We start from the raw sequence: 16,085 nt of genomic DNA, 5'->3' as shown, positions 1-16,085 counted from the left end.
CATGCGCCTCGTTTTCGCAGGCACCCCCGCGGTGGCCGTTCCCACGCTGCAGGCCCTCGCCGCGCAGCACGAGATCGCGGCGGTGATCACCCGCCCCGATGCGCCGCTCGGTCGCAAACGCGTGCTCACGCCGTCGCCGGTCGCCGCCGCCGCCGAGCAGCTCGGGCTGGCTGTGATCAAGGCGGCGCGCCTCGACGATGAGGTCACAGCGCAGGTCGCCGCGCTCGACGCCGCCCTCGGTGTGATCGTGGCGTACGGCGGGATCGTTCGCGAGCCGCTGCTGTCGACGCCCGAGAGGGGCTGGATCAACCTGCACTTCTCCCTGCTGCCGCGGTGGCGAGGGGCGGCCCCCGTGCAGCGAGCGCTGATCAACGGCGACGCCGAGCTCGGCGTCAGCGTGTTCCAGCTCGTGCCCGACCTCGACGCCGGCGACGTGTTCGCCATGCGCACCGTCGCGCTTCCCGAGAATGCCACGGCCGACGTCGCTCTCGAGGTGCTCGCTGACGACGGCGCCGCACTCACCATCGACGTGGTCTCCGGCATCGCCGACGGCACCGCGCGTGCCGAGGCCCAGCTGGGCGCACCCACGCTGGCTCCCAAGCTCACTCTCGAGGACGGCGAACTCGACTGGAGCCAGCCACTCGCATCGGTGCACGCGCGCTACCGTGGCGTGACCCCCGAGCCTGGCGCGCACACCACGCTCGACGGGGCCCGGCTGAAGATCCTCGCCGCCGAGCCCGCGCCCGCCGACGTCGTCACGCTCGAGCCCGGGGAGCTCGCCGGCACGAAGTCCGCGGTGCTCATCGGCACCGGCACGACGCCGCTCGCCGTCACCCGTGTTCAGCCGTCAGGAAAGGGGCCGATGAACGCCGCAGACTGGTGGCGCGGTCTGCGCGACAGCGGGTCGCTGAGGGCTGGCGCATGAGCGCGCCGAAGATCCAGGCCGCCCGCTGGGTGGCGTACGACGTGCTTCGCGCTGTGTCTGACGACGACGCGTACGCGAACCTCCTGCTGCCGAAGCTCATCGTCGAGGCGGGGCTCAACCCTCAGGACGCCGGGCTGGCGACTGAACTCGCCTACGGCACGCTGCGACGCCGGGGCACCTACGACGCGATCATCGCCGAAGCCGCCGGCCGGCCCGTGACCCAGATCGACCCCGTTGTGCTCGATGCCCTTCGCCTCGGCGCTCATCAGCTGCTGTCGACGCGGGTCGCCGCGCACGCGGCGGTGAACGAGTCGGTGTCGCTCGTCTCAGCTGAAGCGGGCCGCGGTGCGTCAGGGTTCGCGAACGCCGTGCTTCGCCGGATCGGCCGCGACGACGCCGACACCTGGCAGCAGCGCATCGAGGCGGGAGCGCGATCCGACGACGAGCGTCTCGCGCTGCGCACCGCCCACCCGGTGTGGGTGATACGCGCGCTGCGACGCGCTCTCGCAGCCGAAGACCGAGCGGACGAGCTCGAACAGCTCCTGGATGCCGACAACGATGCTCCCGAGGTCACCCTGGCAGCCCTCCCCGGTCTCGCCGAGCCGGGTACCCCGCGTCGCCCCTATGCCGCGACCGCCTTCGGATCGCCAGGGGGCGACCCGCGGCAGGCCATCGCCGATGCGAACGGCACCATCCGGGTGCAGGACGAGGGCTCGCAGCTCATCGCGCTCGCCCTTGCTGCCGCGGCGCCTGTGCGAGCGGGGGAGCGGTGGCTCGACCTGTGCGCAGGACCTGGAGGCAAGACCGCGATGCTCGCGGCTCTCGCCCACGAGAGCGGAGCGAGCCTCGAGGCGAACGAGGTGGTGCCCGCACGCGCCGGGCTCGTGCGTCACGCCGTGCGGCCGCTGCCGATCGAGGTGCCCGTGCACGAAGAGGACGGCAGGGCGCTGGCGGCGCAGCACCCGGCATCCTTCGACCGAATCCTCGTCGATGCGCCCTGCACCGGACTGGGGGCGCTGCGCCGGCGCCCGGAGGCGCGCTGGCGCAAATCGCCCGCTGACGTCGCCGAGCTCGTAGAGCTGCAGATGCAGCTGCTCCACGCGGCAGTCGACGCGCTCGCGCCTGGCGGCATCGTCGGGTACGCGACCTGCTCCCCCCATCTCGCTGAGACCACCGGCGTGGTCGCCGAGATCCTGCGTCGACGCGACGACGTCGTCGAGCTCGACACGCGTGCCGTGATGGCCGATGTGTCGCAGGCTCCGATCGACCTCGCCCCGCGGGTGGCAGACGGGCCAGGCAGCGGCAGCGTGCAGCTCTGGCCCCACCGGCACGGCACCGACGCCATGTTCCTCGCGCTGCTGCAGCGCACCGACCAGGAAAGGACGCAGTCATGACCCTTCCCCCCGCACCGCGTATCAACCCGAGCATCCTCGCCGCCGACTTCGCGAACATGCAGGCCGAGCTCGCCCGGATCGCGACGGCTGACTTCGTGCATGTCGACGTGATGGACAACCACTTCGTGCCGAATCTGACGTTCGGGCCGCAGATGGTCGAGCGCGTCCAGGCCACGAGCCCGATCCCGCTCGACGTGCATCTGATGATCAGCGACCCCGACCGCTGGGCGCCGGGATATGCGGAGCTGGGAGCGGCGAGCGTGACCTTCCACCTCGAGGCCGCTGCCGATCCTGTTGCGCTCGCACGGCGCCTGCGTTCGATCGGCGCCCGCGCCGGCGTGGCCATCAAGCCTGGTACGGCGGGGGAGCCGCTCTACGACATCCTCGACGAGTTCGATCAGGTCCTGGTGATGACCGTCGAACCGGGCTTCGGCGGCCAGGGGTTCATGCCCGAGACGATGCCGAAGCTCCGCGCGCTGCACGACGAGGCACGCAGGCGCGGATCGGACGTCTGGCTGCAGGTCGACGGAGGCATCTCCGATGCCACGATCGCGCAGGCCGCGGCTGCCGGGGCCGACACCTTCGTCGCGGGCTCGGCCGTGTACGGGGCGGCCGACATCGAGGCCGCGGTCATCGGTCTTCGCGAGCGTGCGCGAGCGGCTAGCCTGGAATCGTGAAGACATTCGACGAACTGTTCGCCGAGCTCAGCGCCACGGCGCTCGAGCGTCCCGAGGGATCGGGCACCGTCGCACAGCTGGATCGCGGAGTGCATGCGATCGGCAAGAAGATCGTCGAAGAGGCGGCCGAAGTCTGGATGGCCGCCGAGTACGAGTCGAACGACGATGCCGCTGAGGAGATCTCGCAGCTGCTCTATCACCTCCAGGTCATGATGCTCGCCAAGGGACTCAGCCTGGAGGACGTCTACCGACATCTGTGAACGACGCTCAGACGACCGTTCACAAGACACGAAAGACATCCATGCTGCGCATCGCCGTTCCCAACAAGGGCTCCCTCTCCGAGACAGCCGCCGAGATGCTCGCGGAGGCCGGCTACACCGGCCGTCGTGACCCGAAGACTCTGCACGTCATCGACGCCGACAGCGACGTCGAGTTCTTCTACCTCCGCCCACGCGACATCGCCACCTACGTGGCATCCGGCGCCCTCGATGTGGGCATCACCGGCCGTGATCTGCTGCGCGACGTCCGCCAGGACGATGCGAGGGAGATCGAGCAGCTCGGCTTCGCGCGCTCGACCTTCCGCTTCGCCGCTCCTCCCGGCCGGTACTCGTCGATCCACGACCTCGAGGGCGTGCGTGTCGCGTCGGCCTATCCCGGTCTGGTCGACGACTTCCTGCGCGAGAACGGCGTCACCGCAGTGCTGGTGCCGCTGGACGGCGCAGTCGAGTCGGCCGTGCGGCTCGGCGTCGCCGACGTGATCGCAGACGTGGTCGAGACCGGCACCACGCTGCGTCAGGCCGGACTCGAGATCTTCGGACCCGTGATCATCGAATCCGAGGCCGTGCTGATCAGCCGACCCGGCGATGTGCCAGGCACCGATCGGCTGCTGCGCCGTCTGCGCGGCGTGATGGTGGCCCGACAGTATGTGCTGCTCGACTACGATCTTCCGGTCGGCCTGGTGGACGCCGCGGTCGCGATCGCCGGAGGCCGCGAGTCGCCGACGATCTCACCGCTGCGCGACCCGGAGTGGGTGGCCGTGCGCGTGATGGTGCCGCGCAAGGGCGTGAACCAGGTGATGGACGATCTGTACGCTCTGGGCGCTCGGGCGATCCTCGTCACCGCGATCCACGCGGCGAGGCTCTGATGACGCTCGCCGCGCGCGTCATCCCGTGCCTCGACGTCGCTGCGGGGCGCGTCGTCAAGGGCGTCAACTTCCAGAATCTGCGCGACATGGGCGACCCTGTCGAGCTGGCGGCGCACTACGCCGCTCAGGGAGCCGACGAGATCACCTTCCTCGACGTCACCGCGACGGTGGATGCGCGGGCGACCACCTATGACGTGGTTCAGCGCACCGCCGAGAAGGTGTTCGTCCCGCTCACCGTCGGCGGAGGCGTGCGCAGCGTCGACGACGTGGCGCGACTGCTCTCGGTCGGGGCCGACAAGGTCGGCGTCAACTCTGCGGCGATCGCCCGTCCGGCGCTGATCGATGAGATCGCCGACCGGTTCGGCGCGCAGGTGCTCGTGCTCTCGCTCGATGTCAAGCGCGCGACGACCACCCACTCCGGCTTCGTGGTCACCACGCATGGCGGCCGCACCGAGACGACGCTCGACGCCCTCGACTGGGCGCGCGAGGCCATCGAGCGCGGCGCGGGGGAGCTGCTGGTCAACTCGATCGACGCGGACGGCACCAAAGACGGATTCGATCTCGAGCTCGTCGCCCTGATGCGCGAGGTCTCGGCTGTGCCGGTGATCGCCTCAGGCGGCGCCGGTCAGGTGGGCGACTTCGCGCCGGCCATCGCGGCCGGGGCGGATGCCGTGCTCGCCGCGAGCGTGTTCCACAGCGGGCAGCTCTCGATCGGCGAGGTCAAGGATGCGCTGCGAGCGGACGGGGTGGTGGTCAGGTGACTGAACAGGACATCACGTCGATCGCCTGGAACGACGACGGGCTCGCCCCCGTGATCGTGCAGCAGCACGACACGCGTGAGGTGCTGATGCTCGCCTGGATGGACGCCGAGGCGCTGCGGCGAACACTCACCGGCGGCCGCGCGGTCTACTGGTCGCGCTCACGCCAGGAGTACTGGCGCAAGGGCGACACCTCGGGCAATACGCAACGGGTGGTGGGCGTCGCGGTGGACTGCGACGCAGACACCATCCTGATGCAGGTCGACCAGCAGGGGCCCGCGTGCCACACAGGCACCCGCACCTGTTTCGACGGGCGCGAACTCCCGCTCGGTGAGGTGAGCTGACGTGCTGCGTCGGGCCAGGATGCTCGGTGTCGTCGCGTTCCTGCTCGCCGGCGGGATCGGGATCATCTCGTCGACTCAGGTCTGGGCGACCGTGCAGCGCGCTGATGCGGGCGAGTCGCTCAGCGTCACCGGCTCGGTGATCTATCCGCTTCTCGCACCCCTGTCGCTCGCGGTGCTCGCTCTGGGGGCCGCACTCTCCATCGCTGGCCTCGTGTTGCGTCACGTCATCGCGGTCCTCGGTCTCGGTGCCGGCGTCACGCTGCTCGTCGGCACGGCACCGCTCATCGGATCGCCGCCGCTCTCTGCCGTCGCGCCCGCCGTCACCAAAGCCACAGGCCTCGGCGGAGAGGCGTCGTTGAGTGAGGTGGTGGATGCCATCACCCCGACGCCCTGGCCGGTGTTCGCTCTGATCGCCTGGATCCTGCTCGCCATGGCATCCATCTACGTACTCGCGACTGCCCGCCGCTGGCCCGCCGGCGGCCGGCGCTATCGGGCGGCCTCGGAAGCCGCGCACCACAGCACGGGCCCGCTCGACGCCGTCGATTCGTGGGACGAGCTGTCGCACGGCACCGATCCGACGGACTCAGCCCGATAGACTGTCAGCATCGCCTAACCACCCGGAGGAGAACATGACCAACCCGATCGCCGACCCCGGCCACGGACACTCGCCTGCTGCCTGGACCGCCGTCGTGATCATGCTCGTCGGGTTCACCGCCGGCACGGTCTTCTTCTGCCTCGACCAGCCCGTCGCCGTCTGGGTCAGCGTTGCTGTCGTCGTGATCGGGGCGATCGTCGGCTGGGCGATGGCGAAGGCCGGCTGGGGTGTGAAGGGCCCGAAGTACACGCCGAAGGCTCACTGATGGTCCTCGCCGACCTGACGGCCGGCGCGGTGGAGGACGCAGAGACGCGCGCTCAGTCGCGACCGCTTGCCGCCGTGGAGCGCGACGCCCTCGAGCGCTCTGCTGCCCGCGACGTGCTGGCAGCGCTCGCTCCGGCGGATCGCGTCAAGATCATCGCCGAGGTCAAGCGCGCCAGCCCCTCCCGCGGCGCACTGGCCGAGATCCCGGACCCAGCTCTGCAGGCATCTCTGTACGAGCAGGGCGGGGCTTCGGCGATCAGCGTGCTCACCGAGCAGCGCCGCTTCGGCGGCAGCCTCGCCGACCTCGAGGCGGTCACGGGCCGTGTCGGCGTTCCCGTGCTGCGCAAGGACTTCATCGCCACTCCGTACCAGGTGTTCGAGGCGCGCGCGGCCGGTGCCGATCTGGTGCTGCTCATCGCGGCAGGTCTGTCTCGCGGCGTCCTCGCCGAGCTGCACGCGCTCATCAAGGAGCTCGGGATGACTCCGCTCGTCGAGACCCACTCGGCGGAAGAGCTCGATGTCGCCATCGACCTCGGCGCAGATCTCATCGGGGTGAACGCTCGCAACCTGCACACCCTCGAGCTCGACCGCGATCTGTTCGCCAGGCTCTCGGATCGCATCCCCGACTCGGCCGTCCGCATCGCGGAATCGGCCGTGCTGCAGCCCGAGGATGTCACACGGTACCGGGATGCCGGTGCCGACGTCGTCCTCATCGGCGAGGCGCTGGTCACCGGCGACCCTGTCGCCACCCTCGACGCATTCCTCGCGGCCGGCGACACGCCGGTGCGCGGGAGGACGGAGCGCCTTACGTGAACGTCAGTCTTCGCGACCAGCACGGACCTTTCTTCGGCGATTTCGGTGGGCGCTACATGCCGGAGTCCCTCATCGCCGCGATCGATGAGCTCACCGCCGCCTACGAGGACGCGATCGCGGATCCGGACTTCCGGTCCGAGCTCGCCACTCTGCTGCACTCGTATGCCGGACGACCGTCACCGATCACGGAGGTGGCGCGCTTCGCGGAGCACGCGGGGGGCGCACGCGTCTTCCTCAAGCGCGAGGATCTCAATCACACCGGCTCGCACAAGATCAACAATGTGCTCGGACAGGCACTTCTGACCAAGCGTCTCGGCAAGACCCGTGTCATCGCTGAGACGGGCGCCGGGCAGCACGGCGTGGCCACTGCCACGGCGGCTGCCCTGTTCGGACTGGACTGCACGATCTACATGGGCGAGGTCGACACCGAGCGCCAGGCGCTGAACGTCGCGCGCATGCGCCTCCTCGGCGCCGAGGTCGTTGCGGTGACCACGGGTTCTCGCACCCTCAAGGACGCCATCAACGACGCGTACCGCGACTGGGTCGCCAGCGTCGAGACGACCAATTACATCTTCGGCACCGCGGCCGGTCCTCATCCGTTCCCGGCGATGGTGCGCGACTTCCAGAAGATCATCGGCGAGGAGGCGCGCGAACAGCTGCTCGACGAGGCAGGGCGGCTGCCCGACGCCGTGGTCGCGTGCGTGGGCGGAGGCTCCAACGCGATCGGGATGTTCGACGCCTTCCTCGATGACGACGGCGTGAAGCTGTACGGAGTCGAGGCTGCAGGCGACGGCGTCGACACGCCGAAGCACGCGGCCTCGATCGGACGCGGCCGTCCTGGCGTGCTGCACGGTGCGAAGACCTACGTGCTGCAGGACGAGGACGGCCAGACGATCGAGTCCCACTCCATCTCGGCCGGCCTCGACTACCCCGGCGTCGGTCCCGAGCACTCGTGGCTCAGCGACATCGGTCGCGCCGAGTACATCCCCGCCACCGACGACGAGGCCATGCAGGCGCTGCGGCTGCTGAGTAGGACAGAGGGGATCATCCCCGCGATCGAGTCCGCACATGCCCTCGCCGGCGCGCTGCGCATCGGGCGGGAGCTCGGACCCGATGGGATCATCGCGGTCTGCCTCTCCGGTCGGGGCGACAAGGACATGGACACCGCGGCGCGCTACTTCGATCTGTACGACGCAGAGGAGGCCGCGGAGTGAGCCGGGTCGAAGACGCCATCGACAAGGCGCACGCGGCCGGACGGGGCGCCTTCATCGGCTACCTGCCCGTCGGGTTCCCGGATCTCGACACGAGCATCCGTGCAGCCCTCACCCTGGCCCGCAACGGCGTCGACATCATCGAACTCGGCCCGCCCTACTCCGACCCGGTGATGGACGGCGCGGTCATCCAGGAGGCGACGCAGCACGCGCTCGCGAACGGGTTCCGCATGCGCGACCTCTTCACGGCTGTCAAGGCGATCACCGCCGAGACCGATGTTCCCGTCGTCGTCATGACGTACTGGAACCCCGTCATGCAGTACGGCGTCGACCGTTATGCGGACGATCTGCTCGCCGCAGGCGGGGCAGGTCTCATCACCCCCGACATCACTCCCGAGTCGGCGGGGGAGTGGATCGAAGCCAGCACCCGCACGGGTCTCGACCGCATCTTCCTCGCTGCGCCCACGTCGAGTGACGAGAGACTCGACCTCGTCATCTCCGCGTCGACCGGATTCGTGTACACCGTGTCGACCATGGGCATCACGGGCGAGCGCGCGGCCCTCGACCTGGCGGCCCGCACCCTCGTCGAGCGCATGCGCGCGCGCGGCGACGTGCGCGCCTGCGTCGGCATCGGGATCTCCAATGCCCAGCAGGTGGCGGGCGTTGTCGAGTACGCCGACGGCGCCATCGTCGGAACCGCGCTCGTCAAGGCGCTGCGCGATGGGGGACTGGACGCCCTCGCTGAAACCACCAGAACCCTCGCCGGCGGTACGCCGACGACGCGATACTAGGATCTCTCTCATGCCCTTCGCGCCTCTCAGCAGCCTGTCGATCGTGCCCGCCAGCATCCCCAGCCCTCCGGTCAGCTCGTTCCAGATCGGCCCGCTGACGATCCACTTCTACGCACTGTGCATCATTGCGGGCATCATCGCGGCCGTGCTGCTGACCAACCACCGCCTCACTCGGCGGGGAGCCGAGAACTGGGTCGTGATCGACATCGCCATCATCGCGGTGCCGCTCGGCATCATCGGCGCACGCATCTTCCACGTGCTGACCCACCCGAACTTCTACTTCGGCGAGGGACGGAACACCTGGAACCCCTTCGAACCAGGCTCGGTCTGGGCGATCTGGGAGGGCGGCATCGCCATCTTCGGCGCGCTTCTCGGCGGTGCTGTCGGCGCCTGGCTCGGCTGCAGGTGGACGGGCATCCGGTTCTGGACCTTCGCCGACGCGCTGGCACCTGGCATCCTGCTGGCCCAGGCGATGGGCCGCTTCGGCAACTGGTTCAACCACGAGCTCTTCGGCCTTCCCACCGATCTCCCGTGGGGTCTCGAGATCGAGTCCACGAACTCTGCCTTCCCTCCGGGCCTGGCCGAGGGCACCCTCTTCCACCCCACGTTCCTGTACGAGGTGCTGTGGAACGGTCTCGGGGTGATCGTGCTGCTCTGGCTCGGTCGCCGCCTCTCGATGCAGTGGGGCCGCCTGTTCGCGGTCTACCTCATCTGGTACTCGGCAGGTCGCATCGTCTGGGAGAGCATCCGCATCGATCCGAGCGAGGTGCTGCTGGGGCTCCGCAGCAATGTGTGGGCCGCGATCATCGGCGTCGTCGTCGGCATCGTCATCCTGATCGTGCAGAGCCGTCGTCACCCGGGTGTCGAGCCTTCTCCGTACGTGCGCGGTCGGGAGCCCGAGCGCGACGATGTAGAATCGCAGGACAATTCCTCCGACTTCGTCGACGTGAGTGAGCCTCCCGTCTCGGCCGAAGCGAACTAGGAGCCATCGCCACAAGCACCGCTCCCGTCACGCGAGAGCCCGCCCGGGCTCTCCTTCCGCGCGAGAGATCGCACTGAACGAACGGGCCGATGATGTCCCCGGGTTCACTTGAAATCTGAGGACGGTGACTGGTGTACTTCCAGCCTCCATACGGCGCCTCCGGCGCCTACCCCCCGAAGCAGGGCCTGTACAACCCCGCCCACGAGAAGGATGCCTGCGGCCTGGCCATGGTCGCAACGCTCCGCGGGGAACCCGGCCATGACATCATCGCGCTGGCGCTCGAGGCGCTGCGCAACCTGGAACACCGCGGTGCCATCGGCTCTGATGCCGGCACCGGCGATGGTGCGGGCATCCTCACGCAGATGCCAGACGCGTTCCTCCGGGATGTGGTCCCCTTCGACCTTCCCCCGGTAGGCGAGTACGCAGCAGGTCTCGCGTTCCTCCCTCGGGAGTCGAGCGCCCGCCGTGAGCAGAAGGCCGGCATCGAGCGCATCGCCGCCGCAGAGGGCCTGGACGTGCTCGGATGGCGCGTCGTGCCCACGGTCAACGAACACCTCGGCAAGCTCGCCGATGAGGCCCGCCCCGCCTTCGAACAGCTCTTCGTCAGCATCCCCGGAGCGGGTTCCGCCCTGACACTCGACCGATTCGCCTACCGGCTGCGCAAGCGCGCAGAGCACGAACTCGGCGCCTACTTCGTCTCGCTCTCGAGCCGCACGCTCGGCTACAAGGGCATGCTGACCACCCTGCAGCTCGAGCCGTTCTACCCCGACCTGCAGGACGAGCGCTTCGCCTCCGAGCTGGCCGTCGTGCACTCGCGTTACTCGACCAACACCTTCCCCTCGTGGCCGCTGGCTCAGCCGCTGCGCATGCTCGCGCACAACGGCGAAATCAACACCGTCGGCGGAAACCGAAACTGGATGCGCGCGCGCCAGTCGCAGCTGCAGTCCGACCTCCTCGGCGATATCCGTCCGCTGCTGCCCATCTGCAGCGACGGCGCCAGCGACTCGGCGTCGTTCGACGAGGTGCTCGAGCTGCTCACCCTCACCGGGCGCAGCCTGCCGCACGCGATCATGATGATGGTTCCCGAGGCGTGGGAGAAGCAGTCGGACATCGACCCGGACCTGCGCGCGTTCTACGAGTTCCATGACATCCAGATGGAGCCGTGGGACGGCCCCGCAGCCCTGATCTTCACCGACGGCACGCAGGTGGGCGCCACGCTCGACCGCAACGGCCTGCGCCCTGGCCGCTGGACCGAGACCGTCGACGGCCTCGTCGTCATCGGCAGCGAGACCGGCGTGCTCGAGTTCGCGCCCGAGCGCATCAAGCGCCGTGGGCGACTGCGCCCCGGGCACCTGTTCCTCGTCGACACGGCCGAGGGCCGCATCATCGAGGACGAGGAGGTCAAGCACGACCTCGCGACCCTGCATCCCTGGCGGGAGTGGCTGGATGCCGGCGCGGTGCGTCTCGCAGATCTTCCCGAACGCGAGCACATCGTGCACCCCGCGGCCTCCATCACTCGTCGCCAGCGCACCTTCGGCTACACCGAGGAAGAGGTCAAGGTGCTGCTGACCCCGATGGGGCAGACCGGTGCTGAGCCGCTCGGCGCCATGGGGAGCGACACTCCTATCGCGGTCCTGAGCGAGCGACCGCGTCTGCTCTTCGACTACTTCGTGCAGCAGTTCGCGCAGGTCACCAACCCGCCGCTCGACGCGATCCGGGAGGAGGTCGTCACGAGTCTCCGTCTCGGCCTCGGCCCGCAGCTCAACCTGCTCGACTGGGGTCCGGAGCACGCCCGAACCGTGAGCCTGGACTTCCCGGTGATCGACAACGACGAGCTCGCCAAGATCAAGCACGTCGATCGAGCTCTGCCCGGGCGCCGAAGCGCGATCATCTCGGGCCTGTACCACTTCGACGCCGGCCCCCAGTCGCTGCCGGAGCGGCTCGCCGAGATGTGCGCAGAAGCGGATGCGGCCATCGAGCGCGGCGCAGAGTTCATCATCCTGTCCGACCGGGACTCGGACAAGGACAGGGTGCCGATTCCCTCGCTGCTGATGCTCTCTGCCGTGCATCACCACCTGATCCGCCGCGAGACCCGAATGCGGGTCGGGCTGATCGTCGAGGCCGGCGACGTGCGCGAGGTGCATCACGTCGCGACGCTGATCGGCTACGGCGCGGCGGCCGTCAATCCCTACCTGGCGATGGAGACCGTCGAGCACCTCGTGCGCACGGGCTTCATCACCGGCGTCACCCCTGACGAGGCCGTGCACAATCTGATCCACGCGCTCGGCAAGGGCGTGCTGAAGATCATGTCGAAGATGGGGATCTCGACCGTCTCGTCGTACGCCGGTGCCCAGGTGTTCGAAGCCATCGGCCTCAGCCAGGAGTTCGTCGACCGGTACTTCACCGGCACCGAGACGAAGCTGGGCGGCATCGGCATCGACGAGATCTTCGCCGAGAACCAGAAGCGGCACGACTACGCCTACCCGCAGGACGGCGCTCCGCGGGCGCACGAGCGGCTGTGGACCGGCGGCGAGTACCAGTGGCGTCGCGACGGCTCGCCGCACCTGTTCAGCCCCGAGACGGTGTTCCGTCTGCAGCACGCGACGCGAACCCGGCGTTACGATATCTTCCGCGAGTACACGCGCCTCGTGGACGACCAGGCGCGCGAGCTGAAGACGCTGCGCGGGCTGTTCGAGCTTCGCACGGGCGATCGTCCGCCGGTGCCGCTGGACGAGGTCGAACCGGTGAGCTCGATCGTCAAGCGGTTCTCGACCGGCGCGATGAGCTACGGATCGATCTCGAAGGAAGCGCACGAGACGCTCGCGATCGCGATGAACCGTCTCGGGGCCAAGTCCAACACCGGCGAGGGCGGGGAGGACCCCGACCGTCTCGTCGATCCTGAGCGACGCAGTGCGATCAAGCAGGTCGCGTCGGGCAGATTCGGGGTGACGAGCCAGTACCTCACCGAGGCGGACGACCTGCAGATCAAGCTCGCACAGGGCGCCAAGCCCGGTGAGGGCGGGCAGCTGCCTCCGCAGAAGGTATACCCCTGGGTGGCCAGGACGCGGCACGCGACCCCGGGCGTCGGGCTGATCTCGCCGCCGCCGCACCACGACATCTACTCGATCGAAGACCTCAAACAGCTCATCTTCGACCTGAAGAGGGCGAATCCGAAGGCGCGAATCCACACGAAGCTCGTCAGCCAGTCGGGAATCGGTGCGGTTGCGGCCGGCGTGGCGAAGGCGCTCAGCGACGTCGTGCTCGTGTCGGGCCACGACGGCGGCACGGGGGCGAGCCCGCTGAACTCCCTGAAGCATGCCGGCACACCGTGGGAGCTGGGCCTCGCCGAGGTGCAGCAGACGCTGATGCTCAACGGCATGCGCGATCGTGTGGTCGTGCAGGTCGACGGCCAGCTGAAGACGGGGCGCGACGTGATCATCGGCGCGTTGCTCGGTGCCGAGGAATTCGGCTTCGCGACGGCGCCCCTGGTGGTCAGCGGCTGCATCCTCATGCGCGTCTGCCACCTCGACACCTGCCCGGTCGGCGTCGCGACGCAGAACCCCCTGCTGCGCGAGCGCTTCACAGGCAAGCCCGAGTTCGTGGTCAACTTCATGGAGTTCATCGCCGAGGAGGTGCGCGAGCTGCTCGCCGCGCTCGGCTTCCGCTCGATCGACGAGATCATCGGTCGGCACGATCTGCTGCGCACGGATCCCGCCGTGCGGCACTGGAAGGCCGACGGTCTCGACCTCGACCCGATCCTCGAGGGACCAGCCTTCCCTGCAAGCGAGCCGCGGCGCAGCGCAAGGTCGCAGGACCATGAGCTCGAGAAGCACTTCGATGCCACGCTGCTGGCGCACGCGACCGAAGCGCTCGAAAGCGCGCTGCCCGTCGTCGTGGAGCTTCCCATCCGCAACACCGAGCGCGCGGTCGGTACCATGCTCGGGCATCACGTGACCGCGCGCTACGGCGCTGCGGGCCTGCCGCGCGAGACGATCGACATCACTCTGCACGGTACGGCCGGGCAGTCACTGGGCGCGTTCCTGCCGCCGGGCATCGTGCTGCGGCTGGAGGGTGACGCGAACGACTACGTGGGCAAGGGCCTCTCGGGCGGTGACATCACCATCCGCCCGGCGCGCGACTCCGCCTTCGAGCCGCACCGCAATGTGATCGCCGGAAACGTGATCGGCTACGGCGCCACGAGCGGCAGCATGTTCATCTCCGGAGTGGTGGGGGAGAGGTTCCTCGTCCGCAACTCCGGCGCGACAGCGGTCGTCGAGGGCGTAGGAGACCACGCCCTCGAGTACATGACGGGCGGCGTCGCCGTGATCCTGGGCGCGACCGGACGCAACCTCGGCGCCGGGATGTCCGGCGGCGTGGCGTACGTGCACGCACTCAGCGAGGCGAACGTGAACAGCCAGGCGCTGCACACCGGCGAGCTGCTGCTCAGCCCGCTCGGCCGCGATGACGCCGAGGTGCTGCGCGAGCTGCTCGTCGAGCACGTCGAGCGGACGGCGTCGCCGCTGGCATCCGCTCTCCTGGACGACTTCGAGAGCGTCCTCAACGAATTCACGAAGGTGCTGCCGCGCGACTACGCCGCCGTGCGCACCATGCGCCAGGAGGCGGAGGCCGCGGGCATCGATCCCGACGGCGACGTCATCTGGGACCGGATCCTGGAGGTGACCGGTGGCTGACCCCAAGGGCTTTCTGAAGACGACCGAACGCGAACTGCCGGCCCGTCGGCCTGTTCCCGTGCGCATCATGGACTGGAAAGAGGTCTACGAACCGGGCGACCGGGCGGTGCTGAAGCGCCAGGCCAGTCGCTGCATGGACTGCGGTGTGCCGTTCTGCCACTCGGCATGCCCGCTCGGCAACCTCATCCCCGAGTGGAACGACCTGACGTGGCGCGGTGCCGATCGCAGCGCGATCGAGCGCCTGCACGCGACGAACAACTTCCCGGAGTTCACGGGCCGACTGTGCCCTGCGCCGTGCGAGAGCGCGTGTGTGCTCGGGATCAACCAGCCCGCGGTCACGATCAAGCAGATCGAGGTCTCGATCATCGACGAGGCGTTCGAGAAGGGCTGGGTGCAGCCGCAGCCGCCCCAGCGCCTCACGGGACACACGGTCGCCGTCGTCGGCTCCGGGCCGGCCGGCCTCGCGGCCGCTCAGCAGCTGACGCGGGCCGGGCACACGGTGGTCGTCTTCGAGCGCGACGATCGAATCGGCGGTCTGCTGCGATACGGCATCCCGGACTTCAAGATGGAGAAGCGGCACCTCGACATCCGCCTGCAGCAGATGGAGGAGGAGGGCACGCGCTTCCGTCCCGGCGTCGAGATCGGTCGAGACATGTCGTGGGACGAACTGCGCGGCCGGTACGACGCCGTGCTGATCGCCACCGGAGCGACCGTGCCGCGCGACCTGCCGATCCCCGGGCGCGACCTCGACGGGGTGCACTTCGCGATGGACTATCTCGTGCCGTCGAACCGCGTGGGTGCAGGCGACGAGATCGCCCATCAGATCACGGCATCCGGAAAGCACGTCGTCGTCATCGGCGGCGGCGACACCGGCGCCGACTGCATCGGCACCGCCCACAGGCACGGGGCGCGCAGCGTCACCAATCTGGCCATCGGGCGCCAGCCGGGCACGGAACGCGGCGATGACCAGCCCTGGCCGACGATGCCGACGCTGTTCGAGGTGCAGTCCGCGCACGAGGAGGGTGGTGAGCGCACCTACCTGGCGTCCACCGTCGAGTTCCTCGGCGACGGCGACGGGCGGGTGCGCGCGGTGCGCGTGGCGGAGACCGAGTACATCGACGGCAGGCGCGTGCCCAAGAGCGGCACGGAGCGCGAGATCCCCGCCGAGCTGGTGCTCATCGCGATGGGCTTCACTGGTCCAGAGACGCACTCGTACGAGGGGGAAACGACTCCCGTCGTGACCGACCGCGGCAGCCTTCAGCGCGACGGCGAGTACGCGACGGCCATTCCCGGTGTCTTCGTCGCGGGTGACGCCGGACGAGGGCAGTCGCTCATCGTGTGGGCGATCGCAGAGGGCCGGTCGGCCGCTGCCGCGATCGACCGTCACCTCATGGGCGCCACCGTGCTGCCCGCGCCGGTGGCCGTCACAGATGTCGCGTTCCGCGTTCAGCCCGCGTAGGCTGAGCGCGGCAACGTCGCCATGATCGTTTATGCCC

General features: G+C 69.2%; 15 protein-coding genes. All 15 read left to right on the top strand.

Annotated elements, in window-relative coordinates:
* Window position 1 precedes the first annotated feature (1 nt).
* The 15 genes from fmt (at window position 2) to JOE67_RS00555 (ending at window position 16,048) form a co-directional block, all read left to right on the top strand.
* The gene (gene fmt, locus JOE67_RS00625) at window positions 2-925 is read left to right on the top strand and encodes a methionyl-tRNA formyltransferase (protein ID WP_204973647.1); all 924 of its coding nucleotides are present in this window, start codon (window positions 2-4) and stop codon (window positions 923-925) included.
* Window positions 922-2,319, top strand: coding sequence for an RsmB/NOP family class I SAM-dependent RNA methyltransferase (locus tag JOE67_RS00620; protein ID WP_204973646.1), 1,398 nt, complete (start codon window positions 922-924; stop codon window positions 2,317-2,319). Before fmt ends, JOE67_RS00620 begins: the two co-directional genes overlap by 4 nt.
* On the top strand, window positions 2,316-2,996 hold the full coding sequence (rpe, locus tag JOE67_RS00615) for a ribulose-phosphate 3-epimerase (protein WP_204973645.1): 681 nt from the start codon (window positions 2,316-2,318) through the stop codon (window positions 2,994-2,996). Before JOE67_RS00620 ends, rpe begins: the two co-directional genes overlap by 4 nt.
* Window positions 2,993-3,256 (top strand): phosphoribosyl-ATP diphosphatase, encoded by a 264-nt coding sequence (locus JOE67_RS00610; RefSeq protein WP_204973644.1) that lies wholly within the window; start codon window positions 2,993-2,995, stop codon window positions 3,254-3,256. Before rpe ends, JOE67_RS00610 begins: the two co-directional genes overlap by 4 nt.
* Window positions 3,257-3,297: 41 nt before the next feature.
* Window positions 3,298-4,140: an ATP phosphoribosyltransferase gene (gene hisG, locus JOE67_RS00605; protein ID WP_204973643.1), complete on the top strand. Its 843-nt coding sequence runs from the start codon at window positions 3,298-3,300 to the stop codon at window positions 4,138-4,140.
* Window positions 4,140-4,901 (top strand): imidazole glycerol phosphate synthase subunit HisF, encoded by a 762-nt coding sequence (gene hisF / locus JOE67_RS00600; protein ID WP_204973642.1) that lies wholly within the window; start codon window positions 4,140-4,142, stop codon window positions 4,899-4,901. Before hisG ends, hisF begins: the two co-directional genes overlap by 1 nt.
* Complete coding sequence (hisI, locus tag JOE67_RS00595; RefSeq protein WP_204973641.1) at window positions 4,898-5,242, top strand: phosphoribosyl-AMP cyclohydrolase; 345 nt, start codon at window positions 4,898-4,900, stop codon at window positions 5,240-5,242. Before hisF ends, hisI begins: the two co-directional genes overlap by 4 nt.
* A gap of 1 nt (window position 5,243) precedes the next feature.
* Window positions 5,244-5,837 (top strand): Trp biosynthesis-associated membrane protein, encoded by a 594-nt coding sequence (locus JOE67_RS00590; RefSeq protein WP_338041443.1) that lies wholly within the window; start codon window positions 5,244-5,246, stop codon window positions 5,835-5,837.
* A gap of 34 nt (window positions 5,838-5,871) precedes the next feature.
* Window positions 5,872-6,102 carry an HGxxPAAW family protein gene (locus JOE67_RS00585; protein WP_204973640.1) on the top strand — a complete coding sequence of 77 codons (231 nt, stop codon included), beginning with the start codon at window positions 5,872-5,874 and terminating at the stop codon, window positions 6,100-6,102.
* Complete coding sequence (gene trpC / locus JOE67_RS00580) at window positions 6,102-6,914, top strand: indole-3-glycerol phosphate synthase TrpC (RefSeq protein ID WP_204973639.1); 813 nt, start codon at window positions 6,102-6,104, stop codon at window positions 6,912-6,914. The genes JOE67_RS00585 and trpC overlap by 1 nt, the downstream gene beginning before the upstream one ends.
* The gene (trpB, locus tag JOE67_RS00575) at window positions 6,911-8,128 is read left to right on the top strand and encodes a tryptophan synthase subunit beta (protein ID WP_204973638.1); all 1,218 of its coding nucleotides are present in this window, start codon (window positions 6,911-6,913) and stop codon (window positions 8,126-8,128) included. The genes trpC and trpB overlap by 4 nt, the downstream gene beginning before the upstream one ends.
* A complete protein-coding gene (trpA, locus tag JOE67_RS00570) occupies window positions 8,125-8,916 on the top strand; it encodes a tryptophan synthase subunit alpha (protein WP_204973637.1) in 792 nt (263 codons plus the stop codon). The genes trpB and trpA overlap by 4 nt, the downstream gene beginning before the upstream one ends.
* Window positions 8,917-8,926: 10 nt before the next feature.
* Entirely contained in the window at window positions 8,927-9,898 is a 972-nt protein-coding gene (lgt, locus tag JOE67_RS00565) for a prolipoprotein diacylglyceryl transferase (RefSeq protein ID WP_204973636.1), read from the top strand.
* Window positions 9,899-10,029: 131 nt separating this feature from the next.
* Complete coding sequence (gltB, locus tag JOE67_RS00560; protein WP_338041442.1) at window positions 10,030-14,589, top strand: glutamate synthase large subunit; 4,560 nt, start codon at window positions 10,030-10,032, stop codon at window positions 14,587-14,589.
* Window positions 14,582-16,048 (top strand): glutamate synthase small subunit, encoded by a 1,467-nt coding sequence (locus JOE67_RS00555; RefSeq protein WP_204973635.1) that lies wholly within the window; start codon window positions 14,582-14,584, stop codon window positions 16,046-16,048. Before gltB ends, JOE67_RS00555 begins: the two co-directional genes overlap by 8 nt.
* The last annotated feature ends 37 nt before the right edge of the window (window positions 16,049-16,085 follow it).

It is taken from the genome of Microbacterium esteraromaticum, from assembly GCF_016907315.1.
GTDB lineage: Bacteria > Actinomycetota > Actinomycetes > Actinomycetales > Microbacteriaceae > Microbacterium > Microbacterium esteraromaticum.
The sequence above is the reverse complement of the archived record's forward strand: the minus strand, read 5'-3'. Positions and strand labels throughout refer to the sequence as shown.